The 23,290-nt window shown below is 58.4% G+C and carries 21 protein-coding genes; 15 read left to right on the forward strand and 6 right to left on the reverse strand.

Annotation, left to right across the window (positions count from 1 at the left end):
• Positions 1–56 precede the first annotated feature (56 nt).
• From RE428_RS16385 to RE428_RS16405, 5 genes are all read left to right on the forward strand, one after another.
• Positions 57–1,034: a Bug family tripartite tricarboxylate transporter substrate binding protein gene (locus tag RE428_RS16385; RefSeq protein ID WP_004583016.1), complete on the forward strand. Its 978-nt coding sequence runs from the start codon at positions 57–59 to the stop codon at positions 1,032–1,034.
• A complete protein-coding gene (locus tag RE428_RS16390) occupies positions 1,034–1,489 on the forward strand; it encodes a tripartite tricarboxylate transporter TctB family protein (protein ID WP_004583017.1) in 456 nt (151 codons plus the stop codon). The genes RE428_RS16385 and RE428_RS16390 overlap by 1 nt, the downstream gene beginning before the upstream one ends.
• Positions 1,489–3,012: a tripartite tricarboxylate transporter permease gene (locus tag RE428_RS16395; protein ID WP_004583018.1), complete on the forward strand. Its 1,524-nt coding sequence runs from the start codon at positions 1,489–1,491 to the stop codon at positions 3,010–3,012. The genes RE428_RS16390 and RE428_RS16395 overlap by 1 nt, the downstream gene beginning before the upstream one ends.
• A gap of 810 nt (positions 3,013–3,822) precedes the next feature.
• On the forward strand, positions 3,823–4,503 hold the full coding sequence (locus tag RE428_RS16400) for a PEP-CTERM sorting domain-containing protein (RefSeq protein WP_004583019.1): 681 nt from the start codon (positions 3,823–3,825) through the stop codon (positions 4,501–4,503).
• 133 nt (positions 4,504–4,636) lie between these two features.
• Positions 4,637–5,689 (forward strand): carboxysome shell carbonic anhydrase domain-containg protein, encoded by a 1,053-nt coding sequence (locus RE428_RS16405; RefSeq protein ID WP_004583020.1) that lies wholly within the window; start codon positions 4,637–4,639, stop codon positions 5,687–5,689.
• Positions 5,690–5,793: 104 nt separating this feature from the next.
• On the opposite strand, the gene RE428_RS16410 is transcribed toward RE428_RS16405, so the two are convergent.
• Positions 5,794–6,354 (reverse strand): peroxiredoxin, encoded by a 561-nt coding sequence (locus RE428_RS16410; protein ID WP_004583021.1) that lies wholly within the window; start codon positions 6,352–6,354, stop codon positions 5,794–5,796.
• Positions 6,355–6,630: 276 nt separating this feature from the next.
• Between RE428_RS16410 and RE428_RS16415 the strand changes: the two genes are divergently transcribed.
• Positions 6,631–7,524 (forward strand): SDR family oxidoreductase, encoded by an 894-nt coding sequence (locus RE428_RS16415; protein ID WP_004583022.1) that lies wholly within the window; start codon positions 6,631–6,633, stop codon positions 7,522–7,524.
• 19 nt (positions 7,525–7,543) lie between these two features.
• Here the strand turns inward: RE428_RS16415 and RE428_RS16420 are convergent, their stop codons facing one another.
• On the reverse strand, positions 7,544–8,998 hold the full coding sequence (locus tag RE428_RS16420; RefSeq protein ID WP_004583023.1) for a sigma-54-dependent transcriptional regulator: 1,455 nt from the start codon (positions 8,996–8,998) through the stop codon (positions 7,544–7,546).
• Between the two features lie 620 nt (positions 8,999–9,618).
• Here RE428_RS16420 and RE428_RS16425 point away from each other — a divergent pair.
• Positions 9,619–10,041, forward strand: a complete 423-nt coding sequence (locus tag RE428_RS16425; protein ID WP_004583024.1) for a CBS domain-containing protein — start codon at positions 9,619–9,621, stop codon at positions 10,039–10,041.
• A 129-nt stretch (positions 10,042–10,170) separates the two neighbouring features.
• On the opposite strand, the gene RE428_RS16430 is transcribed toward RE428_RS16425, so the two are convergent.
• Positions 10,171–10,692, reverse strand: a complete 522-nt coding sequence (locus RE428_RS16430) for a hemerythrin domain-containing protein (protein WP_004583025.1) — start codon at positions 10,690–10,692, stop codon at positions 10,171–10,173.
• Positions 10,693–11,156: 464 nt separating this feature from the next.
• Here RE428_RS16430 and RE428_RS16435 point away from each other — a divergent pair, with 464 nt between their 5' ends.
• On the forward strand, positions 11,157–12,437 hold the full coding sequence (locus tag RE428_RS16435) for an O-acetylhomoserine aminocarboxypropyltransferase/cysteine synthase family protein (RefSeq protein WP_004583026.1): 1,281 nt from the start codon (positions 11,157–11,159) through the stop codon (positions 12,435–12,437).
• A 48-nt stretch (positions 12,438–12,485) separates the two neighbouring features.
• Here RE428_RS16435 and RE428_RS16440 read toward each other — a convergent pair whose 3' ends face one another.
• Positions 12,486–12,893: a VOC family protein gene (locus RE428_RS16440; RefSeq protein WP_004583027.1), complete on the reverse strand. Its 408-nt coding sequence runs from the start codon at positions 12,891–12,893 to the stop codon at positions 12,486–12,488.
• A gap of 418 nt (positions 12,894–13,311) precedes the next feature.
• On the opposite strand from RE428_RS16440, the gene RE428_RS16445 reads away from it, so the two are divergent.
• Positions 13,312–14,277, forward strand: coding sequence for a calcium/sodium antiporter (locus tag RE428_RS16445; RefSeq protein ID WP_004583028.1), 966 nt, complete (start codon positions 13,312–13,314; stop codon positions 14,275–14,277).
• Positions 14,278–14,516: 239 nt separating this feature from the next.
• Positions 14,517–15,599, forward strand: a complete 1,083-nt coding sequence (locus RE428_RS16450) for a GGDEF domain-containing protein (RefSeq protein WP_004583029.1) — start codon at positions 14,517–14,519, stop codon at positions 15,597–15,599.
• A 1-nt stretch (position 15,600) separates the two neighbouring features.
• Here the strand turns inward: RE428_RS16450 and RE428_RS16455 are convergent, their stop codons facing one another.
• Positions 15,601–16,416 carry a hypothetical protein gene (locus tag RE428_RS16455; protein ID WP_004583030.1) on the reverse strand — a complete coding sequence of 272 codons (816 nt, stop codon included), beginning with the start codon at positions 16,414–16,416 and terminating at the stop codon, positions 15,601–15,603.
• 463 nt (positions 16,417–16,879) lie between these two features.
• On the opposite strand from RE428_RS16455, the gene RE428_RS16460 reads away from it, so the two are divergent.
• From RE428_RS16460 to RE428_RS16475, 4 genes are all read left to right on the forward strand, one after another.
• Positions 16,880–18,559: a carbon starvation CstA family protein gene (locus RE428_RS16460; protein ID WP_004583031.1), complete on the forward strand. Its 1,680-nt coding sequence runs from the start codon at positions 16,880–16,882 to the stop codon at positions 18,557–18,559.
• 67 nt (positions 18,560–18,626) lie between these two features.
• Positions 18,627–18,905, forward strand: coding sequence for a cory-CC-star protein (locus tag RE428_RS16465; RefSeq protein WP_004583032.1), 279 nt, complete (start codon positions 18,627–18,629; stop codon positions 18,903–18,905).
• A gap of 7 nt (positions 18,906–18,912) precedes the next feature.
• On the forward strand, positions 18,913–19,941 hold the full coding sequence (locus tag RE428_RS16470) for an ArsA family ATPase (RefSeq protein WP_004583033.1): 1,029 nt from the start codon (positions 18,913–18,915) through the stop codon (positions 19,939–19,941).
• Between the two features lie 297 nt (positions 19,942–20,238).
• Positions 20,239–20,565 (forward strand): rhodanese-like domain-containing protein, encoded by a 327-nt coding sequence (locus RE428_RS16475; protein ID WP_004583034.1) that lies wholly within the window; start codon positions 20,239–20,241, stop codon positions 20,563–20,565.
• A gap of 93 nt (positions 20,566–20,658) precedes the next feature.
• Here the strand turns inward: RE428_RS16475 and RE428_RS16480 are convergent, their stop codons facing one another.
• The gene (locus RE428_RS16480) at positions 20,659–21,015 is read right to left on the reverse strand and encodes a DUF488 domain-containing protein (RefSeq protein WP_004583035.1); all 357 of its coding nucleotides are present in this window, start codon (positions 21,013–21,015) and stop codon (positions 20,659–20,661) included.
• Positions 21,016–21,557: 542 nt separating this feature from the next.
• Here RE428_RS16480 and RE428_RS16485 point away from each other — a divergent pair.
• Positions 21,558–23,234 (forward strand): methyl-accepting chemotaxis protein, encoded by a 1,677-nt coding sequence (locus RE428_RS16485; RefSeq protein WP_004583036.1) that lies wholly within the window; start codon positions 21,558–21,560, stop codon positions 23,232–23,234.
• Positions 23,235–23,290: the final 56 nt, after the last annotated feature.

Consider the following 23,290-nt stretch of genomic DNA (forward strand, 5'->3'; position numbering starts at 1 on the left):
ACATCTCGCAACGAGTCACCCCTGGACGGCACAACAACAAAACAGAGGTGACAATGATGTTTATCAAACGATGCCTGTCTTTGGTGGCAATGGCCACTTTCAGTTTGTCTGCCCTTGCATGGGAACCTTCCGGCAAAGTCGAATGTATCGCGCCTGCGGATCCGGGCGGCGGATGGGACTTCACCTGCCGTAGCGTAGGTAACGTCATGGAACAGCTGGACATCGTACCCGGCAGCGTCCAGACCATTAACATGGCCGGCGCCGGCGGCGGTGTCGCCTACGCCCACACCGTGAGCAAGCGTGCAGGTGAAGAGCAGGTGCTGGTTGCTGCGTCCACCGCAACTACGACCCGCCTCGCCCAGGGCCAGTTCCCGGGTATGGATGCCGACATGGTCAACTGGATCGGTGCATTGGGTGCCGACTACGGCGTTATCGCTGTTTCCAAGGACTCTGAGTACAAAGATCTGCCCGCGCTGATGGACGCACTGAAAGAAGATCCGCGCAGCGTGAAGTTTGCCGGCGGTAGCGCCAAAGGCGGATGGGACCACCTCAAGGTCCTGATCGCAGCCAAGGCAGCCGACGTGGACGCCCTGCCGCGCATTCCCTACCTATCGTATAACAACGGCGGCGAAGCCATGACCCAAGTGGTCGGCGGACATGTTGACGCCTTCACCGGTGACATCAGCGAAGCCCAGGGCTTCATGGAGTCCGGCGACCTGCGCGTGCTGGCCGTTCTTTCCGAAGAACGCCTGCCGGGCAAGTACTCCGACATCCCGACCGCACGTGAACAGGGTATCGATGCCCTCGGTCCTAACTGGCGCGGCTTCTACATGCCGACGGATATCTCCGACGACGCCAAGCAATACTGGATCAAGTCGATGGACACCATCTACGAAAGCGACGAGTGGAAGAAAGTCATGACCCAGAACGGCCTGATGCCTTTCCACATGAGCGCTGACGAGTTCGAGAGCTTCGTTAAGGAGCAGATCCAGTCTATCGAAGACCTGTCCAAGGACATTGGGCTGATCCGCTGATGACTACCTTGAACGACCGTATCTTCGGCGTTCTGATGATCGTCCTGGCCATCGCGTATGGCTGGGGCGCGACTCAGCTGCCCGAACCTTTCGGTGGGTCCGAGGCCGTCGGACCCGAAACCTTCCCGCTGCTGTTGGCCGTGGTGCTGGGACTCTCCAGCCTGTACATGGTGGTCCGTCCCGATCCCGATAACGCGTGGCCCTGGAGCCGCACGGGGGTAGAGCTGGTCATCGCCGTGGTCGTGCTGGTGCTCTATGCCATGCTCCTGCAGCCGCTGGGTTTCATCATCAGCACCACACTCGCCGTTGGCACGCTGTGCTGGCGCATGGGCGCGCGTCCGGTTAAGGCATTTATTACCGGCGGCGTGGCTGGTGTCGTGGTGTTCCTCCTGTTCAACTTTGCGCTCGACCTGGCGCTACCGTTGGGCCTGCTTGATTTCATGGAGGCCAACTGATGGAAACCCTTAGCTTCCTGATGGACGGCTTCGCCGTCGCGCTGCAGCCTGAAAACCTGATGTTTGCCCTGCTGGGTGCATTCCTCGGCACACTGATCGGCGCCCTGCCGGGACTTGGCCCCGCAAACGGCGTGGCGATCCTGATCCCGCTGGCCTTCACCCTGGGCCTGCGTCCGGAAACCGCCCTGATCATGCTTACGGCGGTCTATGCCGGCGCGATGTACGGCGGACGGATATCGTCGATCCTGCTGAATATTCCCGGTGACGAACCGGCGATGATGACCTGCCTTGACGGCTATCCCATGGCAAAGAAGGGCAAGGCTGCCGAAGCACTGGCCATCTCTGCTATCGCCTCCTTTATGGGCAGCCTGATTGCCACCATAGGCCTGATCCTGCTGGCGCCGATCCTGGCCCGGTTCGCACTGACGTTCGGCCCGGCGGAGTATTTCGCGCTCTTCCTGCTGGCGTTTGCCACCCTTGGCGGCATTACTGGCAAGAATCCCATGAAGACGGTGGTCGCTGCGGCTATCGGCCTGATGATCGCCACTGTCGGCATCGACAATACCGGCGTACAGCGTTTCACCTTTGGCACGCTGGAACTCTATGAAGGCGTGGACTTCATCATCGCCATCGTCGGTCTCTTCGCCATCTCCGAACTGCTGTTCTTCATCGAGGACAAGGCCGGTGGCGGCAAGGAGAAGATGACCGTCAACAAGCTCAAGCTGAGCTTCTCAGATATTCGGGGCATCATGCCTTCGTGTTTCCGCGGCGGTGTCCTCGGCTTTATCGCGGGGGTCCTTCCCGGCGCTGGCGCCTCCCTGGGCAGCTTCATCGGCTACACCCTGGAAAAGAAAGTGGTCGGCAAGAAAGGCTACTTCGGCGAGGGTGATCCGCGTGGTGTGGCTGGCCCCGAAGCCGGCAACAACGGGGCTTCAAGTGGTGCACTCGTTCCCATGCTGACGCTGGGCGTACCCGGTAGCGGTACTACAGCCGTGCTGCTGGCCCTGCTGATCTCGATGAACATCACGCCAGGCCCGCTGATGTTCACCCAGAACGCCGACATTGTCTGGGGTGTCATTGCTGCGCTGCTGATTGGCAACTTCCTGCTTCTGGTGCTGAACATTCCGCTGGTCGGCATATTCGTGAAGCTGCTGTCGGTTCCGCCGATGTACCTGCTGCCGATCGTGACCATGGTGGCCTTCGTTGGTATCTACTCGATCAGCAATACCACCTTCGACCTCTATTTCATGGTTGCTTTCGGAGTTGCCGGCTACATTTTCCGCAAACTCGAGATCCCGCTGGTGCCCATTATCCTTGGTCTGTTGTTAGGACCGGAGATGGAAAAGAACCTGCGTCACGCGCTGGATATTTCAGACGGCGACTGGACGGTACTGTGGGAAAGCGGGTTGGCTATCGGCCTCTGGGTCTTTGCCGGTCTCGGGCTGATCCTGCCGTACATCATCGGCCCGATCCTGCGCCGCCGGATGAACTCGGCAGTCAAGGAGATGCCCACCTCCGACTAAGTCAAATCACCTTCTACGATGATCTGTCATCGGTGCTTGGGGTATCCGGCTTTGCCAGATACCCCCTTTTTTTTGGTTCATAGCGGATTAGTGTGATGGCCCCCCTGCACGAGTCGTGACAACGTGGGCACCTTCGGCGCCTCAGAAGCTGAAGCATCTGCTACATGCTCGAGTTATCTGGAAAATGTAGCCGACGCTTTAGAGGGTGTTGCAAAAGTAGCCGTATCTCCAAAGTACCGGCATAAACTCCCTCTCCCCTCGCGGGAGAGGGCCGGGGAGAGGGGGCAGCGTCGTCAGGCGCCCATCGTTGCCAGATCCGACTTCGAGCGAGGCTTTCGCCTCGTCCCCCTCTCTCCAAACCTCCGCTCCGCGCCCCAGCCCGTCGCCAGAGGCTCAGGGCGTTCCGGCGGGCTGCCTGTTCCCGGAATGCTTTCCGTTAGGCATATTCCCGCTAAAGTACGATGCACCTTTTTCTGGCCGCATTTTTGCGGCCTCCGATTGAGTGATCATCTTCCCTTGCGCCGACGACCGCCTCATCGGCCCTTCACTGAAGAACTGTATCAATTCCGGAACAGCGTCAGGAAAATAGACACCCATTCCCGCCTGCCCGAAGCGCTCTGTTGATTTTCTTTACATAGCACCCGGTTCGAAACCTCTCCAAATAAACATAAGCTAATGATTAGAAATAAAATTCCATACTTGGAGCGTTTTGTGCTTATTGCTGCGGACTAGAGCAGTATCCCGCACCTAGCCCATTCAGCGGAGTCGGGACTGGAAATCAAGGAATGTAGTCAAGTCAAGGAGAGTAGTATGAGAGGTTCTCGCAGTCTGGCCCTGGGTGCCCTGTTGTGCCTGACCGTAAGTACAGCACAGGCTGGCATCATCGACTTCACCGACGCCCTCTGGCAGAGCAACCTGAGCGGCGACACGTCTTCCAGTAAAACCCGTACGATCGAAGGCATCGACGTTACCATTACCGCCATTGGCGGCCAGGGTACGCTGACCTTCACTGATTTCGACGGTTCGGACGATGCACCTTGCGGCACCATTCTGGCCTGCGACACCGATGGTGCCGGCAACGGCGACGACGAAGTTACCTTTGGCGTAGGCGGAATGAACAATGTCGAGCGCATCCTGGTCACTTTCTCCCAGGCGCTGGACGTTACGAACCTGCACTTTTTCGACCTGTTCCCAAGCACGGCCAACTCAGGCGACTCGCAAACCGAGAAAGCCCAGTGGGTCGTTAACGGCACCAGTGTTGGCCAGGTCCTCGACGGCTACCTGAACAGCGGCTACGCCGAAACCGGTAACCTGGGTTACACCGACGTGACTTCGATCGTATTCTTCGCTGATACGGCCCGCATCGCTTCCCCGCGCAATACCGACTTTGCGGTTGCCGGCATTAGCTTCGCATCCGTCCCCGAGCCCGCCACCCTTGGCCTATTGGGCCTTGGACTTGCCGGTCTGATCCTGCGCCGTAAGGCCAGCTGAAGTCGGCTAGAGCACCGAGCGCCCCGCCACCAAGCGGGGCGTTTTTCGTTCAGCTCGCCAAAAAGCCGATTCTACTTCCGCAGCCGATGCGCGAAACTGGTAGTCACCTCTCCTGCCGCAGGGCGCCAGTGACATGGACCAGACCAAGCCTTTCCTCTCAGCTCAACCGTCGATTCACTCGCAACCTATCGATGCTCGTATCGAGTGGTTGATGGACCTGAGCCGCAAGCATTCCGCCAGTTTCTGCAGTCCGGATAACCATCTTGCCCGCCGGCGTTACCTGGCAGAGCACAACACCCTGATCGTCGCCCTGAAATGCATGGACGGGCGCATCCATCTGCCCTATGCGACGCAGACGCCCATAGGCGTGATCAACCCGTTCCGTAACCTTGGCGGAATTTTCAACCTGGGGTGGCCCTATCTCGGGGATATGGTATCCGATACGGTCCAGGAGGCCATCCAGGAAGGCCGGCGCGTGCTGATCATCATCACCTACCACTTCTCGCGGGGCGAGAAAGCACGGGGTTGTGCAGGCTTCAATTGCGACAAGGCCGCAGCCATCGCCCACGCCTACGAGATCAGGAAACAGCTTGAAGTCCTGTTCGGTACCACCCACCAGACCGTCTATCCGCTGGTTTGCGGCTTCGAGACCGATGAAGATGCCCTGATTCTCCACGGACCAGATACCGAGGTGCTCGACCTGGCTTCGGTCGGCGTATCGGAAACAGACACCCTGCAGCCCCGGATCACCGCCCTGCTCCATGATATGCCGCCGGAAGTCCTGCGCGACCTGTTGCCCCTGGTAGAAGGCAATGTCCGCCATATTGCCAAGATGCGCGATACGGCGCGTGAGCTGGATATCGAGCACCGGGAGTGGGTTATCTGCGTGGGTCGTGGCTTCGATTTCCTGCACGTACCGAACGTGGCTCTCATCATCGGTCCCTATAGCCCCGACCTTGCCCACCCGATACGCACCGCCGCCACCATCATCCGCAACAACATGGACAGCGGCCGCATTCCCGATGACGGCTTCCTGCTCTTGTCGTCGTCGCCCTATCTTGAGCCCGGTACACAGAAAGCCCGTGCGAGCCTGAAATCCCACTTCCTGATGGAATTTGCCGCTGACGTGATTACCCACGCCTTCCCGAAATGGGGAACAGGATGGTTGCGAAGAGCGCCGTACTGAACTGGTACGAACGTAAGCTGGAACTCCTGTAGGCCGGCGCTTGCACGAACACGCCCCGGCTGTTGCCGCCACTACTTACCGGGACTCCTTACGCCTACTTCGAGTCAGCGGCTATTCGACTGGATCCACTCAATGACTTCCTCTGCATGCCCATCGGGTGGGAAAACCGGATAGAACACCTTGCGAATGGTTCCATCGACGGCGATCAGCGTCAGACGCTTGATCAGGCGGTTCCCTTCAAACTCGAAGGTCGGCAGTTTCAACGCCCCGGCGAGCGCGAACCCCTCGTCGTGCAATAGCGGGAACGTCAGCTCCAGCCGTCCGGCCGCTTCTTTCTGCTCGTCCGTCGATTGGGCACTGGCGCCAAACACGGTAGCGCCGAGAGCCTTGAGCTCGCCGTAGTGGTCGCGGAAATCGCAGGCCTGGGGCGTGCAGCCCTTGGCACCGGGAATATCCCCCCACCCTGCAGCCGTCGGTCTGTCGGGACTACCGATGCGCGGGTAGAAATAGACCACCACGACGCCGGACAAGCGGGAAAGGTCGACAACGTCGCCTTCGGTGCTGGGCATGGGTACGGAGGGCAACCTCATGCCTTCGAGGTGGTCGCAGGCGCCATCGTCGACCGGCACGGGCAGGCCTTCAGAGAACGGGGTTTGTCTTGTCATGGGTTATTCTTCCGGGTTCGCGAACGGTGTCATGATGAGGATTCATGATGATTATTGGCGATACGAAGGCTGGCAGCAATCACCGAGCGCAAGCCCTATCCGCGAGGCGTTGCTGGCGGCCCCTGTTCGTATCTCTTCATGAAGACCACCCCGACCCGGAATAGCAAGCGGTCATTCCTGCGGCGTCGATAAGCCTGTTTGTCGGCACATGCAACGATCTGGCAGAGACCGACTACAGGCTCGATAAATCATCTTCAGAACGGAGGCTATCGAGTTATGACCCCATCCAAAGGCTCGCCACTCAAGGATCCGAGAACCCTATACCCCAAGCCCGAATTCCCAAGCCAGCAGCAGCCCATACCTGGCCGCGAGGACAAGATGCGCCCGGTACCGGACCACGGAGAGGATAGTTATCGCGGCACCGGGAAGCTGGAAGGTTGTACAGCGCTGGTAACCGGCGCAGACAGCGGCATCGGTAAGGCAGTGGCATTGGCGTATGCCCGCGAGGGCGCCGATGTCGCCTTTACCTATTTGACCGAGGACCAGGACGCGCGGAACACCGCTGAACTGATCCATGCCGAGGGCCGCAAGGCGCTGGTAATCAAGATGGACCAAACCGATCGCAAAGCCTGCGACCACGTTATACAGCGAGTCGTCGATGAGTTCGATGGTCTGGATATCCTCGTAAACAACGCCGCCTTCCAGATGAGCTATGAGAAGATGGCGGATATTCCCGACGAGGAGATCAAATGGGCGTTCAGCACCAACATCGAAGCCCTGTTCTACCTCTGCCGCGCGGCCCTGAAGCATATCCCGCCAGGGGGCAGCATCATCAATACGACTTCGATCCAGGCGTTCAAGCCAAGCGTGAATCTCGCGCCCTATGCGGCAACCAAGGCTGCCATCGCCAACTTCACGCTGGCCCTGGCGGAGGAGGCCATTGAGCAAGGTGTTCGGGTCAATGGCGTGGCACCTGGACCCGTCTGGACGCCGTTAATCCCGTCCACCTTCCCGCCTGAAAAGGTGGAAGGCTTTGGTGGCAACACGCTGTTTGGACGTCCGGCACAGCCTGCGGAAGTCGCGCCGCTGTATGTCTTCCTCGCCTCTCCCGCTGCCAGTTTCGTAGCTGGCGAGATTTACGGCGTCACTGGCGGCAGCAAGCAGCTCTAGGCGTCCAGCGCGGGAGACGCTATGCGTCTTCCCGCTCGTAATCGCGCAGCCGGTTGTAGAGGGTCTTCAGGCTGACCCCGAGCACCTGTGCTGCGCGATCCTTGCGACCACCGGTTTCCTTCAGCGTCGCCAGGATGAGGTTCTTCTCCATTTCTGCCACCGAGGTGCCGATATTGACGGTCAGACTCGGGCCACTCTCGCCGTGTGTACTCGCGGGTTCACGGATCTCGGCCGGCAGGTCGTCTATTCGGATAGTGCCATCCGCCATGATGTGGGCACGCTGGATGACGTTCCGGAGTTCCCGCAGATTGCCCGGCCAGTGGTAGTCTTCAAGCACCCTTAATGCTTCAGGAGCGAGCTGGGTATTGCAGTCCGCCTCGGCATTCAACTCTTCAAGGAATCGGGCCGCCAGTAACGGGATATCCCCTTCACGCTCACGAAGCGGCGGCAGCCTGATGGGAAAAACCTGGATACGGTAGAGCAGGTCCGCGCGCAAATTGCCGGCTTCGACTTCCTGTTCCGGCATCCTGTTGGAGGCACAAACGACCCGCACATCCGCCTGCTGGGCACGGCTGCTCCCGACGCGCACGAACTCGTGGGTTTCCAGCACGCGAAGCAGTTTCACCTGAAGCTCCAGGGGCATCTCGGTAATTTCGTCCAGGAACAGGGTGCCGCCATGGGCGCGTTCGAACACACCCTGATGATCCTTTACGGCGCCGGTAAAGCTGCCCTTGTCATGGCCAAACAGTTCGCTCTCGATAAGCTGCGGGGAGATCGCCCCGCAATTGACCGGCAGGAACGGCTTGTCCCTGCGGTTACTCTGTTCATGGATGGCGCGCGCCACCACTTCTTTACCCGTTCCGCTATCGCCCGTAACGAGCACCGCTGCGGACGTAGGCGCTACCCGGCGGATCTGTTCGGCGATGGACCGCATGGTTGGGGAATCGCTCAGCACCAGATCCCAGGCGCTGGCTTCGGGTTCGTCGGCCTCGGTATTACGTGGATGACGGCTATCCGAAGGCTCGGTTTCGGGGTCGAGCCGAGTCGATTGTTCCTCATGCGCTGGCCCGCGCAGGGTCGCCCAGAGATGTTCGGTGCGAACCGGATTCTCCAGATAAGCCGAGGCGCCGCGAGCCCTCGCCTGCTGGGCAAACAGACCTCGCTCGTCCTGGCCGATGACCACGACCCTGGCCCCCTGCTTCGCAGCTTCTTCGACCAGCGACAGATCGCTTGCCGTTCCGCGCCCCACGTCCAGCACGGCCAGGCCCGGTTTTAGCTCCCGTAGTACCTGCAATGCATAGCCTGCATTCTGCGTAAAGGTGGCCGTGCAGTTACGCGTATCGGGTATTTCGGACAGGTTGAGGGAGGTATCGGCATGGCCCAGAACCAGCATGTGGTTCGCGGCGACGGGAGGCGCGTCGTCGGAAGGGTATCCGGCGGAACAGGAGGTTTTTGAATCCTCTATCACGCTCATCCTTCACGCTCCTTGCAGTCACATTCAACTGACGGCGGGTTTCATTCGACTGAAAACGAGGCGGTCAAACGAAACTGCTTTATGGTGGAGAATGTAGTTTTCGATCCTTGAAACACCTTCGACCAACCTTTTTTCGTGACTTAAGAGCACCGATTGGCCGCGAGGTAAAGACTTCACCTCTACCCTATAGCGCCCGCTTCCAGTCCCGCATTAACCCAGGTTGAAGCCTCTTTAACGGATCCGTTGGGGAGGGTTCGATAGGTCCACCCCCATTCTCTGTACCTAACAACCGATAGCGCTCCAACGGCAAACTTTGCAACACGACTTGTAGGATTTACCGACCGAAAACCATGCCGGGGCGCTGCCCTGGCAGTAAAACGCCTCGGGTGGACGACCACTGCGACCGTACGTCCGCATCAGGATTAAACAGAGCTAACATCTTGCTCCGCGCAACCCGGCCGTTGGCGGCATTTACCGGCCGGGTATCTAAAAACACGTTCATGGGATTACGACCTGGCCCAGTCTTCGCTTCTACTAAAAGTGAAGTCTGCTCTTAGTGTCGAGGACGCCAATCGTCCTCAGGTGAATGATCCACAACCAAGCAGAGAAGGAGCGTTGCTATGGATATCAGGGAAATCATGAATGCAGACGTAAAATTGGTCACGCCGTCCACCACGCTCAAGGACGCCGCAGCACAGATGGCACAGCGCGGTATCGGCTTCTTGCCGATCGGTGAAGATAAGCTGGCCGGAACCATTACCGACCGGGACATTGCGCTCCGTGGCGTCGCCCAGGGTCTCGATGTCAGTGTTACCACCGTCGCAGACATCATGACGGATAACGTGCTCTACTGTTTCGACGACACCGATGTGGAAGCCGTGGCCAAGAATATGGGCGAGAAGCAGGTGCGCCGCATGCCAGTGGTCGACGCGGACAAGCGCCTCGTCGGCATCGTCAGTATTGGCGACATGGTGCCACACCTGCAAGCCGACACCTGCAAGAACGTGTTCGCCGGGATCACCGCCCACAGCAAGGCGGCCTGATAGACATCCTTGGCAGGGGAACACGAAGTCAAAGCCCGGCTCCCAGCCGGGCTTTCTTATGGAAGAAAGGAAAACATAAGGGATTGGAAACAGGAAAACATCACGCTCCGGACGGCAGAAGGGACGTATCTAACGGATACCGCTGGTTTCGTCGAGGCGATGCTCTCGCATGTCTTCCACCAGTTCGCGACGACGATCGTACAGCCGCTGGCTAAAATCCACTGTCGTCAGGGCCTGCAACTCAGGGAACAGGATCTCCTCCTCGTAGTTTGCCTGTTGCGTGAAATGCCGTTGGAGGGTCTTCACTTTGGCGCCAAATAACGGGTCGCCAGGGGCCTGGCCGTCGAGCGTGTCCATGATTACCTTGAGGGTGTAATGCTCAACAAGCGACTCATCGAGTTGCGCCCGCTGGCCGGGTGTCGCGGCGGTCCGCATCCCCGGATAGAAGACCTCCTCCTTCAGGACCAGGTAGATCGTGAGCTGGTCACAGATGGCCTGTAGCAGGACGGTCAAATCGTTCTGCTGCTGGTGATGGCCAATACGATCGAACAAGCGCCGGATGTGCCGGTGTTCAGCCTGTAATTGACTCATCGCATCCATCGGATGGATGGTTTTTCCCTGGATAGCCGCCTTGCCTGAGGCATATCCCATTGCATGCCCTCGCTTCGCCATTGTTCCGCGCTTTGAATACCTGTTACTCCCCTTAACGCAGCAAGAGACACGCCAACTCCCGATCCGGGCACAGTGCGTCGATGAACAGGCGGGCGCCGGCGTCTCAAATCGTCAGACCGACAAAGCCGCAATAAAAGTGTGATCAGCTATGAACTATAGTGAAACCAGCAGATCGGCGGCTACGTCCTGATCGAAGCGGAGGACTTCGAGCAGGCTATGAAGATCGCCGGGAGCTGCTATCGGCGAATCGGCACGATCAAGGTTCGGCCCATCGACGAGGACACATTGAGGGAAGAAGGTCGTTACGACTGATCATAGGCAATGACGACCTTCGCAGCCCCGGTCTATACTCAGGTTCCTTGAGGCCTCTCGAAATTCATTTCGGCCGATAAAGACACCAGACAGTTAACCTATAAAAAGACGCAAAGAATGGAAGCATAACGATGAAACCAGAAACACTGGCACTCCACGCAGGGTTCAGCGGCGATCCGACGACCCATGCAGCCACGACACCGATCTATCAGACCACCTCGTACACATTCGACGACACCCAGCACGGCGCCGACCTGTTTGACCTCAAGGTCCAGGGCAACATCTATACGCGGATCATGAATCCCACCAATGCCGTACTGGAAGAGCGCATGGCCAAACTCGAAGGCGGGGTTGGCGCGCTGGCCGTAGCTTCAGGCATGGCCGCGATCACCTACGCGCTGCAAACCATTTGCCGCGTCGGTCACAATATCGTCAGCACCAGCCAACTCTACGGCGGCACCTATAACCTGTTTGCGCACTCGCTACCCAACCAGGGCATCGAAACCCGCTTTACCCAGCACGATGATTTCGATGCGGTGGAAAAGGCCATCGACGACAACACCCGCGCCCTTTTCTGCGAATCCATCGGCAATCCGGCCGGCAACGTGGTGGATATCGAGCGCTGGGCGGAGATCGCCCATAGCCACGGCATCCCGCTGATCGTCGACAATACGGTGGCCACGCCTTTCCTGTGTCGTCCGTTCGAGCACGGGGCGGATATCGTGATTCACTCGCTGACCAAGTACATTGGCGGTCACGGTACGACCGTCGCGGGTGTAATCGTGGATTCGGGCATCTTCGACTGGAAAGCCAACGCCGCGAAGTTCCCCATGCTCAACGAGCCCGATCCGTCCTATCACGGCGTGATCTACACCGAGGCCCTGGGCGAGGCCGCGTTTATCGGCCGCTGCCGTGTCGTGCCCCTGCGCAATACCGGGGCGGCGCTGTCGCCGTTCAATGCTTTCCTGATCATGCAGGGACTGGAAACCCTGGCACTGCGCATGGAGCGTCACTGCGAGAATGCCGAAAAGGTGGCCGCGTTCCTGGAGCAACATCCAAAAGTGGAATGGGTCAATTACGCCGCCCTGAGAAGCAGCCCGTACAACGAAACCTGCGAGAAGATCTGCGGTGGGAAAGCATCGGGCATCCTCAGTTTCGGCATCCAGGGTGGGTTTGAGGCCGGTGCCCGCTTTATCGACGCGCTCAAGCTGATCTACCGCCTGGTGAACATCGGCGACGCCAAGTCACTGGCGTGTCACCCGGCCTCCACCACCCACCGCCAGCTCAATGCCGAAGAACTCAAGAGCGCCGGGGTCAGCGAAGACCTGGTGCGCCTGTCCATCGGTATCGAGCATGTGGACGATATTATCGAGGATATCGAACAGGCCCTCGAAACCGCCTGCGGGAAGTAAATTTTTATCCGGCGCTCGCTGCACAGGTCGGCAGGCGCCGGAATCGGCCTAGGCCGAAGGCATCTGACTGGGATCCATCCAGAATATCTCCCAGATGTGGCCATCCAGATCCTCGAACGACCGGCAGTACATGAAGCCATGGTCCTCCGTCTCCCGTGCGATCTTTCCGCCGGCCGCCAGCGCCTTTTCGGTCAGCGCATCGACGGCCTCCCGGCTATCTTCCTGTAACGCGAGCAGCACTTCCGTTGCTTTATGGGCGTCGACAATTTCTTTCTGCGTGAAGCGCCGAATACTGTCGGGTGTGTGCAGCATGGCGTAGATCGTATCCGAAATGACGAGGGACGCGGCCTCGTCATTGGTGAACTGGGGATTGAAGCGATAACCCAGGGCCTCGAAGAAGCCCATGGACTGCTTGAGATCCGACACGGTCATGTTGACGAAGATGGCACTGGACATACGGGAGTCTCCAATTTGCGTCGTTGTATGAACAACAGGGTCTATAAACTGTCTCTCCTGCAAGCTGTCATTGCAGGGACGTTGTATCGAAACGGAAAAGCACTCAAACCCACTTTCCAGTCGGCTGGTTTGATCTGATCGAACAGCAGGGATGAAAATCGACAGGATTCGAAAACAGCTATGGAATTTTTACCGTACATCGCTAAAGTCGCACCTTGCCGGGCTCGATAGCCCAAGAGGCGAACTTGCTCTCATCATTCCGGATTCGATGGCACCATGGTTTGATCGATAACGGTTTGATCAATAACGGTTTGATCGGCCACCCTTCAATCGCCAACTATTCCTCTGAAAGCCATTTCATGAATAACCGTTTCACCAAAAATTACTTCATTAACAAAACAGGAACTGGACCCGGTTTATGACCCTCGCTTTCATCGCTGTTATTGCAGGACTGGCGCTTCTTGTGTGGAGCGCCGATCGTTTTGTGGATGGCGCAGCCGCAACCGCGCGACACTTCGGTATGCCGGCGCTGCTGATCGGCATGGTCGTCGTGGGCTTCGGTACCTCGGCGCCGGAGATGGTGGTTTCTGCCCTGGCAGCCTCACAAGGCAACCCGGGCATTGCCCTGGGGAACGCCTATGGTTCGAACATCACCAATATCGCACTGATCCTGGGGCTGACAGCAGTCATTGCGCCCATCGCCGTGCACTCACAGATCCTACGCAAGGAACTGCCGCTACTTACCCTGGTGACGGTGCTCGCAGCCTGGCAACTCTGGGACGGCACAGTGACGCGGTTGGAAGCGATTATCCTGCTGGTCGTGTTTGCCGGGCTAATGGGCTGGACTATCGTGCAGGGGATGCGTCAGAAGGACGACCCTCTCGGCAGCGAGATGGAGCAGGAGCTAAACGCCAGCCCCATGCCGCTGAACCGCTCCCTGCTCTGGCTTATCGTGGGATTGGTACTGCTGATCATCAGCTCCCGCATCCTCGTCTGGGGCGCGGTGGAAATCGCCCGCGGATTCGGGGTGACAGACCTGATCATCGGCCTCACGATTATTGCGGTGGGCACGTCATTGCCGGAGTTGGCGTCCTCGATCATCGCAACCCGCAAGGGCGAACATGACCTGGCCCTCGGCAACGTGCTCGGTTCCAACCTGTTCAACACCCTGGCCGTGGTGGGCATCGCCGGCGTCATCCACCCCATGTCCGTCGGACCGGAAGTGTTCTGGCGCGACATCATGGTGATGGCGGCGCTGACCCTCTCGCTGTTCGTAATCGGCTACGGCTTCCGTGGGCAGGGCCGGGTCAACCGTTTCGAGGGCGCCGCGCTGATCGCCGCCTACATTGCCTATACCGCATACCTGGTAACGACGGCGTTCTAGCATCGACAGGTGCAAGGAGTGACGGGCTGCATTCGCAGCTATAGCGTGCAGCCCGGGTTCAAAGCCTGACCTGTTAGCGGTTGCTTCGCCCCTGAGCGTTGTGAAACGTGGCCGTATGATCGCGCCTTTCAACAACTTATGACAATTCAGATCGCAGTTTTTGTTGTTTTTGCGCCCGCCGTCCGATAGGGTTCAAAACCGCTCTCCTGAACAATTCTTGTACACGTTAACGATCTGCGATGCATAACACGCGAGAAACCCGGCGAAAGTTGGCCCAACCCCATCGCAAGGCGGTGCTGGTTGCCTTGCTTTGCATTACTGCCATTTCCGGCATTCTCTTCGGCATCGTAAATCTCCAGCGCGCCAATATGCCCCTGGCCCTGGCGGAACTTGCCATGTCGGCTTATTCCCTCTTCCTGTTGGCCCGGGTTCGTCGCACTGCCGTTCTCCAACGCTGGATCTACGCTTACTCCATCCCGTTCTTCACCACGATGATGTTTGCCCTGACCACCGAACGGGCCACGATCACGGTGTTTGGCTGGGTACTGCTGATTCCGCTGCTCTCGCACCTGCTCCACGGCCGGCGTATGGGATTGGCCATCTCGGTGTTCTATGTGGGGGTCGCAGCGACCATCTTCCTCGTCAAGTACCATGACGCACCGGCGTTGATGCAACCTGCGCCCATATTGAACATGGTGATTCTCACCCTGTGCCTGGTAACTTTCTCCCATGTCTATGAGGTCAGCCGGGAACGCTCGGAACTCAAGCTGTTACACATGGCCAATACCGATGTGCTGACCGGGCTGAACAATCGCGCCATGCTGCAGGATGTTTTCGAAAGGGAAGAGGCCCGCGCCCGACGGGAAGCCACGCCGTTAGCGGTGGTCGTGTTGGACCTGGATCATTTCAAGGATGTGAACGACCAGCACGGTCACGACGTCGGCGACCAGGCGCTGATCTTCGTTGCGGAACTGATTCGCAAGCGGTTACGCAAAACCGACCTGGGCTGCCGCTTGGGAGGTGAGGAGTTTGGGATCCTGCTGCCATCGACCGACAGCAGGCAGGCCTATTCACTCTGCGAGGATTTGCGCGCCGCGCTGGAAGGTCATCCCCTCAGGGTGGGCAGCATCGAAATACCGCTCACCATGAGTCTAGGGATCGCGGAACTGGGTGCGGATGGCCGCACCCTGCGGGCTTTGTTAGCTAGCGCCGACCATCGACTTTATGAGGCGAAGGCGATGGGCCGGAACCGGGTCGTCGGACCCGAGCAGCCGGCCGTTGCAGATGAACGGCCCGCACCGCCGGCAATGCTCGACACCTAAATTAGTTGTTGGTGCCGCGGCCACCGACGAAGATCAAAGCGACTTCACCGTCACTGCTGCCAAAGCTAAGTGTGCCCCCGGCATCGTCCGGGATAAGCGACCCCACACCACTGTATGTACCGTTGCGAAGGCTGCCTTTCACACCTCTACTGTCGTCTTGGCACTGTGTCACAGTGAAATCGACTTCATACGAGTTGACGGAGGTGTTTGGTATCGTCACTTGACCGTTAAATTGGCATTTTGTTTCGTCGGACCCATCCAATTCCCCATCTTCGTAGACCGTCAGCGTAACCGTGCCACCGGTCGTCTCGGCCATTGAATAAACTCCGGCCATCTGGGAGAACTTGACACCGCGGTCACTCAAGTAAGATTCGCGCTTAAACTCAATCTGCGATTCGAATTCCACGCCCCGACCAGTGAGCACCATGTTCGAACTGCTATTCACCTGCCCCTCAAGCGAACCCGTATTCGTAACCCACTTCTTCTCACCGGTGCTATATGCAACGTCCTGAACCGGACCAGATACTTTACCCGATGAGTCGAAATTCAGCTGGCCACCTGAATAGACAGACGTTCGAACAACGACAGAAGCAAATCGACCAGTCGGACTGACGAAAGCTACACCAGCAACTTCGTTGTCGGAGTCCGGATAAGTAATCGTCGTATTGAAAGCGCCGGCCTTTATCTCGGTAGCCGAATCGGAACCTCCGTCCCCATCGTCGCTACCGCCTCCACCGCCGCCTCCGCAACCCGCGAGGGCAACGATGCTCAAACCCACCAAACCCCAAGATACGAAACCCCGACTACTACTACCCATGATTCACCACCTTATTGTTCAGAAAACGGGCTGCCTAACCAAGAGCGGGAACACGACTCAAAGTCGCAACAGCACCCAACGCCCCCTAGGTCCATGTCAAAAAGACTTTTCAAGGGCGTCATATCACCAGTGTAGACGGCTCCAGAGGCGCCACCATTAACATTAGAGTGAAGAAGAATTCATAATTCTCACATTTGCACGCCAGTCAAGCTAAAAACGCGATAGCCGGGGCCTGAATTGATCAGGGAGCAGAAAGTCTATTGAAAATCAAAGACTGACGGCCGACCATTAAGGTTCCTCTGTTTGTCCGCGGTATGACTCCGGGGGACGTCCGTCAGCGGTTCTGGCATTCCCGGCCATCCAAGGCGTATCACCGCCGCGGCCTTCGGCAGCATCGCTGACAGACTTGTCAGAGGTTCATGGACAATCGGTCATAAAACAAGCCAGAAATCAGGAACTGACGATGAGTGCCATATTGCTGCTTGTACTGGGGCTGGGTGGAATGGCTCTGGGCTATTTCCTCTACTCCCGCTTTATTGCGAAGGTCATCTACAAGGTCGATGAGAACTTCCGCACGCCGGCCAACGAATTCGAGGATGGCGTTGATTTCGTACCCACCAACAAGTTCGTACTCTGGGGCCACCACTTCACGTCTGTCGCCGGCGCTGCGCCGATTGTCGGGCCGGCGATTGCCGTTATCTGGGGCTGGCTGCCCGCCTTCCTCTGGGTGACCATCGGCACCATCTTCTTTGCTGGCGTCCACGACTTCGGCGCAATCTGGGCCAGCGTGCGCAATAAGGCCAAGTCGATCGGCACGCTGACCGGCGAGGTCGTCGGTACCCGCGCCCGGTCGATCTTTACCATCGTTATCTTCCTGGTCCTGCTGATGGTGAACGCGGTATTCGGCGTGGTCATCGCCAGACTGCTGATCAACAATCCCGGCTCGGTAGTTCCGGTTTGGGGCGCTATCGCTGTGGCGCTGGTTATCGGCCAGTTGATCTACCGGGGCAAGATGAGTCTGCCGTTGGTGTCCCTGGTCGGCGTTGTGGCCCTCTACTTCCTCATCTATATCGGGCCGTCGGTACCGGTTTCACTGCCCGAGCAGGTCGGTGGCCTGTCGGATAATGCCGCCTGGATCCTGATCCTGTTCGGCTATGCGGCGATTGCCTCGTTGCTGCCGGTCTGGGTGCTGCTGCAGCCCCGGGATTACATCAATGGGCTGCAGCTTTTCGTGGGTTTGATTGCTCTGTATGCCGCAGTTCTCATCGGCAACCCGACGGTCGTCGCACCGATGATCAACCAGGACGTTCCTGCCGGAACGCCATCGATGATTCCCCTACTGTTCGTCACCATCGCCTGCGGCGCGATTTCGGGCTTTCATGGCCTGGTGGCCTCCGGGACAACGTCCAAACAGCTGCGCCGTGAGCCCGACGCCCGTTTCGTCGGCTATTTCGGTGCCACCGGGGAAGGTGCACTGGCGTTGGCGGCCATCATTGCAGCGACTGCGGGTTTTGCTTCCCTTGCCGACTGGCAGGCGGTCTACACCTCCTTTGGCCAGGGCGGCGTACTGGCTTTCGTCAACGGGGGCGCAACCATCCTCAGCCAGGGTACCGGCCTGGATGCCGAAGTCGCCGGCACCATGCTAACGGTCATGGCCGCGCTTTTTGCCGGCACCACCATGGACACCGGCCTGCGCCTGCAGCGCTATATCTTTCAGGAATGGGGCGAGATCTATAACGTCAAGTGGATGTCCAAGGCCGCGCCGGCCACCCTGCTGTCTGTCGGGACCTGCCTGCTGCTGGCCTTCGGCGCTGGCGGCGCAGACGGCTCCGGCGGTCTGCTGATCTGGCCGCTGTTCGGCACCTCCAACCAGTTGCTGGCTGGGCTGACCTTGCTGGTCGTGACCGTCATGCTGGTTCGTCGCGGCACACCCACGATCTACACCGTAGTGCCGCTCATCTTCCTACTGGTGATGACGCTCTATGCGCTGCTGATCCAACTCAAGGGTTTCTACACCAAGGGCGACTGGTTCCTGTTGACGCTCGATCTGGTCGTATTGGTGGCGGCGATCCTGGTGAGTCTGGAATGTATTGCTTCGTTGCGTCGTCTCAAGCAGGAGCGCCAGCAGTCCGGCGCATCCTGAAACTGAACCGGCGCCACGCTCCTCGTCGTCAGGTTTGTCGCGAGGTCGTGGCGCCCGGGAGATCATAATGAAAGACACCCTGACCCGCCTGAAATACTGGTACCAGCGCGCCAGCGCTGCCGGAGCGGAATACTACAATGCGCCCTACCGTGCCGCCATTGCCCGCGCCAAGCGTGATGAGGACGACCTGTTCATGTTACTGGTCTTCGGCGAGATGATGGGCATTCCCAATCCTGCCAGCTGGTACACCCTGGAACTGCAGCCACTGCTGCTCGAACGTTTCCACGACTGGCACAAGCGTATGGGCATGGAACGCTCGCCGCTGGACAACATGCGCTGCTGCTGAGGGTCGCATGCTCGATACCCAACGATTACTCGATATCCAGAAACTGATAGGCAGCAAACGCCTGTTGATGGTTGGCGGGAAAGGCGGAGTCGGCAAGACCACGGTTTCCGCTGCGTTGGCTGTGGCTGCGGCCGAGGCCGGTCGGCGAGTGCTGTTGGTCTCCACCGATCCTGCCCATAGTCTGGCGGATGCATTCGACCGTGCTATCGGCGGCATGCCCACCACGCTCTGGCCCAACCTGACCGCCCTGGAGCTCGACCCGGATACGGAAGTGGACGCCTACCTGGAACGGGTATTTGGCCAGATGCGCCGCTACGTTGGCCCGGACCAGGTCAACGAACTTCAGCGCCAACTCCGCCTTAGCAGCCAATCCCCCGGCGCCCAGGAAGCCGCCCTGCTTGAGCGCATGTCCCGTCTCATCGGCGAAAGCGAAAAGGATTACGATCTACTGATCTTCGACACCGCACCCACCGGTCACACGCTCAGATTGCTGAGCCTGCCGGAGGTTATGGCGGCATGGACGGATGGCCTGCTCAAGCACAACAAGCGGTCGGAAAAACTGGGCAAGGCCCTGGCTCACCTGACGCCGGGACGTAGCGTCGACAACCCGCTGACCGATCCCAAGGAGCATGCCCTGGAAGACATGGATCCGCGCAGCCGGGAACTGACAGAAACCCTGCTGGCCCGCCAGCGGCTGTTCCAGCGGACACGTCGGGTACTCAACAACGCCGAACACACGGCCTTCCTGTTCGTCTTAACGCCGGAGCGGCTGCCCATCCTGGAAACGGAGCGGGCGGTGAATTCTCTCAGGGGCGCCTCGGTTCCGGTCGCCGGCGCCATCGTCAACCGGCTATTGCCGGACAATGAAGACAGCCGTTTCTGGGCCCATCGTCGGGAGCGCCAACAGCGGCATCTCGACGATATCGACCAGCGCCTGGGCACTATGCCCCAGCTGCGCTTACCGTTGCTCGAAGACGATATCCAGGGGCTGGATAACCTCCTGGCGTTTTCACGGCACCTCATGTCCAAGCCCTAGTAAGTCCAGGCCATCGACAGGTACGACACAAACGCGAACCGTGGTTACCGCCAAAAATGCCCTTCCCCTTCGGCGGTCTTCTTTCCAAACGTCGGTCACTCAAATGCGGCTAGTTTATTGACGGTTGAAATCAGGATCTCCTGGCTGCAGCTCAATAGTAGGGCCGGATAGGTCTTTAAGAGACTTGGGCTTTCCGGCAGTCGACCAAGCGAATTAACCCTATTCGTATTCTTAGGAACTAAAAGCGACGCAGTTTTCAGTCGTGCCATTCAGCGTGCAATGCCAAGGAGGCACATTATGAAACCGATTAGCCGTGACGAACTGAAAACCATGAACGAAACCGAGCATGAGGACTTTGTCCTGATCAACGTGCTCGATCCCGAAGCATTCAACGAACAGCACATTCGCACATCGATCAACATACCGGTCGGTGACGACGACTTTACCAGGAGGGTGAAAGAGGTGGTCGGCAGCAAGGACCGCAAGGTCGTGGTCTACTGCGCGAGTTTCGATTGCCCTGCCTCACCGAAAGCCGCCAAGGAATTGGAGGATGCCGGCTTTACCCGGGTGTTCGATTATGAGGGCGGCACCAAGGACTGGTTCGAGAAGAAGCAGGCAGCCTGACAGCCGCTCGCGCAGGCGGAGGGGCGATGCCCCTCCTTTTCTTCATACTTCGTTTAACCTTTACCGATAGCATACCGGGCTTACCGGAACAGCCTATTTCCCGCCCAGCATCTTCAAGTACTGTTTTAGCACTACGGCATTATTCCGTTCCTTTTCCGACGCACTGAACACCAACGTGACTGTATGGTCCCGTGAATCTTGCGCGATGCGCCGAAGCGTATCCCGATACGGTTTGAGCTCGCTCAGATAGGATTTACGGAACTCACTCCAGGTCACCTCCCCCGCATGGAAGGCCTTCCGCAATTCGTTCGAAGGTGCCACATCCTTGAGCCATTCCCGGATCTCAAGCTTTTCTTTCGATACGCCTCGCGGCCACATACGGTCGACGAGAATGCGATCGCCGTCCTCACTGGATGGAGAGTCATAGGCACGTTTTAGGGCGAGCGTCATTGGGCACCTCCTGTTGTAAACGTAGACGTGTGTCCGTTCGATTCTGAATCAACCAACTGTGAAACGTGCTCGACTAAACAGGCTACTAAAGAACCATGTTAATACCCCGTTCGTGGCATAGCCAAAGCCATACGAAGCATTAGGATTGCCTCAGCAAACAACTACTTCGCATTTAAAACTATTTAACAGTTCATGCGCTATCTGTTGATCCACATCAAGCAGCGCCCACAACCCGGGTGGCACCCTGGATTGGTCGGGATCTGCTGGGAGATCGCCTGGCGCACAGAAAAGCTTGTAGCAACAACGTAAAATTTGATTTTACAAATAATTGCTACAAACACTTATTAGACAAAACTCACGTAACTTTTAATCTATAACTATGAAATGCGGCTAACGACCGGACGTCCTTTGCCCCCTACGCAAACGCCGGGCTCGTCGTTACAGGTGCACTCGAGGAAGGGTGCGATCTGTTGGTTCAGTCTCTGACCCAACCGGGAGGGAATCCAAACCCGAGCAATCACTGAACCAACGGAGTTAAGAGCATGAACGCAGTACTCAACCGGTTGTCCCTGGGCACCAAGATCATTGGCAACGCTGTCGTTCTCCTGTCGCTATTTGTCCTGTGCGCCGGCTATACCGTGTATGCCATGAACAGCATCGAGCGGGAACTCACTACAGTCTCGAAGCGGGATATTCCTCTCACCGAACACGTAGCTGCCATTACCGCCCACCAGCTCAGACAGACCATCGAGTTCGAACGCGCGCTGCGCTTCAGCTCCGATATTCCGCAGGACAATGGCGCTCGCCGCGAATTCCAGGACGCTATAGCCAGATTCGACAAGGAGGGTGAGCTCGTCGACCAGCAGCTTCGCTCCGCGGGCAAGGTAATCGATAGTTTGCAGTCAACGGACGAACGTACACAGCGGGAGTTCAGCGCCGTTGCTCGTCGGTTGAAACAGATCGATGTCGCCCATGAGGAATTCGCCAACCAGGCTCAACGTGTTTTCTCCGCGTTGTCCGAAGGCCGTGCCGGGAATATCGACACCCTGGTGGCTCAGGTCAAACGCGAAGCCGATGAACTGGACCAAAGCCTGACCGCCCTGCTCGACGATATCGGCACCTTTACCGAAGCCAGCGCCATGACTGCTCTCGAGCACGAACAGGACGCCTTGTCCGTAATCGTCACAGTCGTCACGGTAAGTACCCTGTTCGGCCTGCTGGTCAGTTGGTACGTCTCCCGGTCCATCGTTCGCGGCGTCAAACGAGCCATCGTAACCGCATCAGGCGACCTTACCCAGGAGATCCAGGTGGATAGCAGCGACGAGATCGGTGAACTGCTCGGGGCCATGAACGGACTGCGTCAGAAGCTGCTGAACATGATTTCGCAGATCTCCGGCACGACAGCGCAACTGGCGGCCGCGTCGGAAGAAATGTCAGTGGTCACCGACCAGACCAGCCGCACGATCGACGAGCAGCGTTCGGAGACCGAGCAGGTAGCCACTGCCATGAACGAAATGTCCGCCACCGCCCAGGAAATCGCCATCAGCGTCAACCAGACGGCAACTGCGGTCACGGAGGCAAGCGAGCATTCCAACCAGGGCAGTCGGACGGTCCAGGACACGATCGACCAGATCCAAACGCTGGCTCATGATGTCGATGCATCTGCAAAGGCCATCAGCGAGGTAGAGGAATACAGCAAAACTATCAGCACAGTGATCGAGGTCATCCAGGCCATCGCCGAACAGACCAACCTGCTGGCGTTGAACGCTGCCATCGAGGCGGCTCGCGCCGGTGACCAGGGACGGGGCTTTGCGGTCGTCGCCGACGAAGTGCGGGCACTGGCGAGCCGGACACAGCATTCGACCAACGAGATCAACGACATGATCTCCAAGCTGCAGACGGTTTCGCATAAGGCTGTCGAATCGATGATGAGCAACAAGACCCAGGTAGGAGCCACGGTGACGTTGGCGGGTCAGGCCGGGCAGGCTTTGAGGACCATAGATCAGGCGATGGCCCGCATCAACGATATGGCCACACAGATTGCCAGTGCATCAGAAGAACAGGTGGGCGTCGCGGAAGAGATCAATACCAATATCGCCCGGATCAACGAGATGACTTACCAGACCGCCCAGGGCGCCGAGGAGACGGCAAACGCCAGCCGGGACCTGACACGTATGGCGTCCGATCTACGCGGTCTGGTCGCACAGTTCCAGGTCTAACCGAGTCCGGCCAGGGATGGCCGGCTCGCCGTTGCTGCTTCGTTTCCGCTCCGTTC

Source organism: Marinobacter nanhaiticus D15-8W (genome assembly GCF_036511935.1).
GTDB lineage: Bacteria > Pseudomonadota > Gammaproteobacteria > Pseudomonadales > Oleiphilaceae > Marinobacter_A > Marinobacter_A nanhaiticus.

What these genes read in the sequence shown, in the direction of transcription:
- RE428_RS16385 (WP_004583016.1), top strand. Translation starts at nt 57, where the DNA reads ATGTTTATCAAACGATGCCTGTCTTTGGTGGCAATGGCCACTTTCAGT.
- RE428_RS16390 (WP_004583017.1), top strand. Translation starts at nt 1,034, where the DNA reads ATGACTACCTTGAACGACCGTATCTTCGGCGTTCTGATGATCGTCCTG.
- RE428_RS16395 (WP_004583018.1), top strand. Translation starts at nt 1,489, where the DNA reads ATGGAAACCCTTAGCTTCCTGATGGACGGCTTCGCCGTCGCGCTGCAG.
- RE428_RS16400 (WP_004583019.1), top strand. Translation starts at nt 3,823, where the DNA reads ATGAGAGGTTCTCGCAGTCTGGCCCTGGGTGCCCTGTTGTGCCTGACC.
- RE428_RS16405 (WP_004583020.1), top strand. Translation starts at nt 4,637, where the DNA reads ATGGACCAGACCAAGCCTTTCCTCTCAGCTCAACCGTCGATTCACTCG.
- RE428_RS16410 (WP_004583021.1), bottom strand. Translation starts at nt 6,354, where the DNA reads ATGACAAGACAAACCCCGTTCTCTGAAGGCCTGCCCGTGCCGGTCGAC.
- RE428_RS16415 (WP_004583022.1), top strand. Translation starts at nt 6,631, where the DNA reads ATGACCCCATCCAAAGGCTCGCCACTCAAGGATCCGAGAACCCTATAC.
- RE428_RS16420 (WP_004583023.1), bottom strand. Translation starts at nt 8,998, where the DNA reads ATGAGCGTGATAGAGGATTCAAAAACCTCCTGTTCCGCCGGATACCCT.
- RE428_RS16425 (WP_004583024.1), top strand. Translation starts at nt 9,619, where the DNA reads ATGGATATCAGGGAAATCATGAATGCAGACGTAAAATTGGTCACGCCG.
- RE428_RS16430 (WP_004583025.1), bottom strand. Translation starts at nt 10,692, where the DNA reads ATGGGATATGCCTCAGGCAAGGCGGCTATCCAGGGAAAAACCATCCAT.
- RE428_RS16435 (WP_004583026.1), top strand. Translation starts at nt 11,157, where the DNA reads ATGAAACCAGAAACACTGGCACTCCACGCAGGGTTCAGCGGCGATCCG.
- RE428_RS16440 (WP_004583027.1), bottom strand. Translation starts at nt 12,893, where the DNA reads ATGTCCAGTGCCATCTTCGTCAACATGACCGTGTCGGATCTCAAGCAG.
- RE428_RS16445 (WP_004583028.1), top strand. Translation starts at nt 13,312, where the DNA reads ATGACCCTCGCTTTCATCGCTGTTATTGCAGGACTGGCGCTTCTTGTG.
- RE428_RS16450 (WP_004583029.1), top strand. Translation starts at nt 14,517, where the DNA reads ATGCATAACACGCGAGAAACCCGGCGAAAGTTGGCCCAACCCCATCGC.
- RE428_RS16455 (WP_004583030.1), bottom strand. Translation starts at nt 16,416, where the DNA reads ATGGGTAGTAGTAGTCGGGGTTTCGTATCTTGGGGTTTGGTGGGTTTG.
- RE428_RS16460 (WP_004583031.1), top strand. Translation starts at nt 16,880, where the DNA reads ATGAGTGCCATATTGCTGCTTGTACTGGGGCTGGGTGGAATGGCTCTG.
- RE428_RS16465 (WP_004583032.1), top strand. Translation starts at nt 18,627, where the DNA reads ATGAAAGACACCCTGACCCGCCTGAAATACTGGTACCAGCGCGCCAGC.
- RE428_RS16470 (WP_004583033.1), top strand. Translation starts at nt 18,913, where the DNA reads ATGCTCGATACCCAACGATTACTCGATATCCAGAAACTGATAGGCAGC.
- RE428_RS16475 (WP_004583034.1), top strand. Translation starts at nt 20,239, where the DNA reads ATGAAACCGATTAGCCGTGACGAACTGAAAACCATGAACGAAACCGAG.
- RE428_RS16480 (WP_004583035.1), bottom strand. Translation starts at nt 21,015, where the DNA reads ATGACGCTCGCCCTAAAACGTGCCTATGACTCTCCATCCAGTGAGGAC.
- RE428_RS16485 (WP_004583036.1), top strand. Translation starts at nt 21,558, where the DNA reads ATGAACGCAGTACTCAACCGGTTGTCCCTGGGCACCAAGATCATTGGC.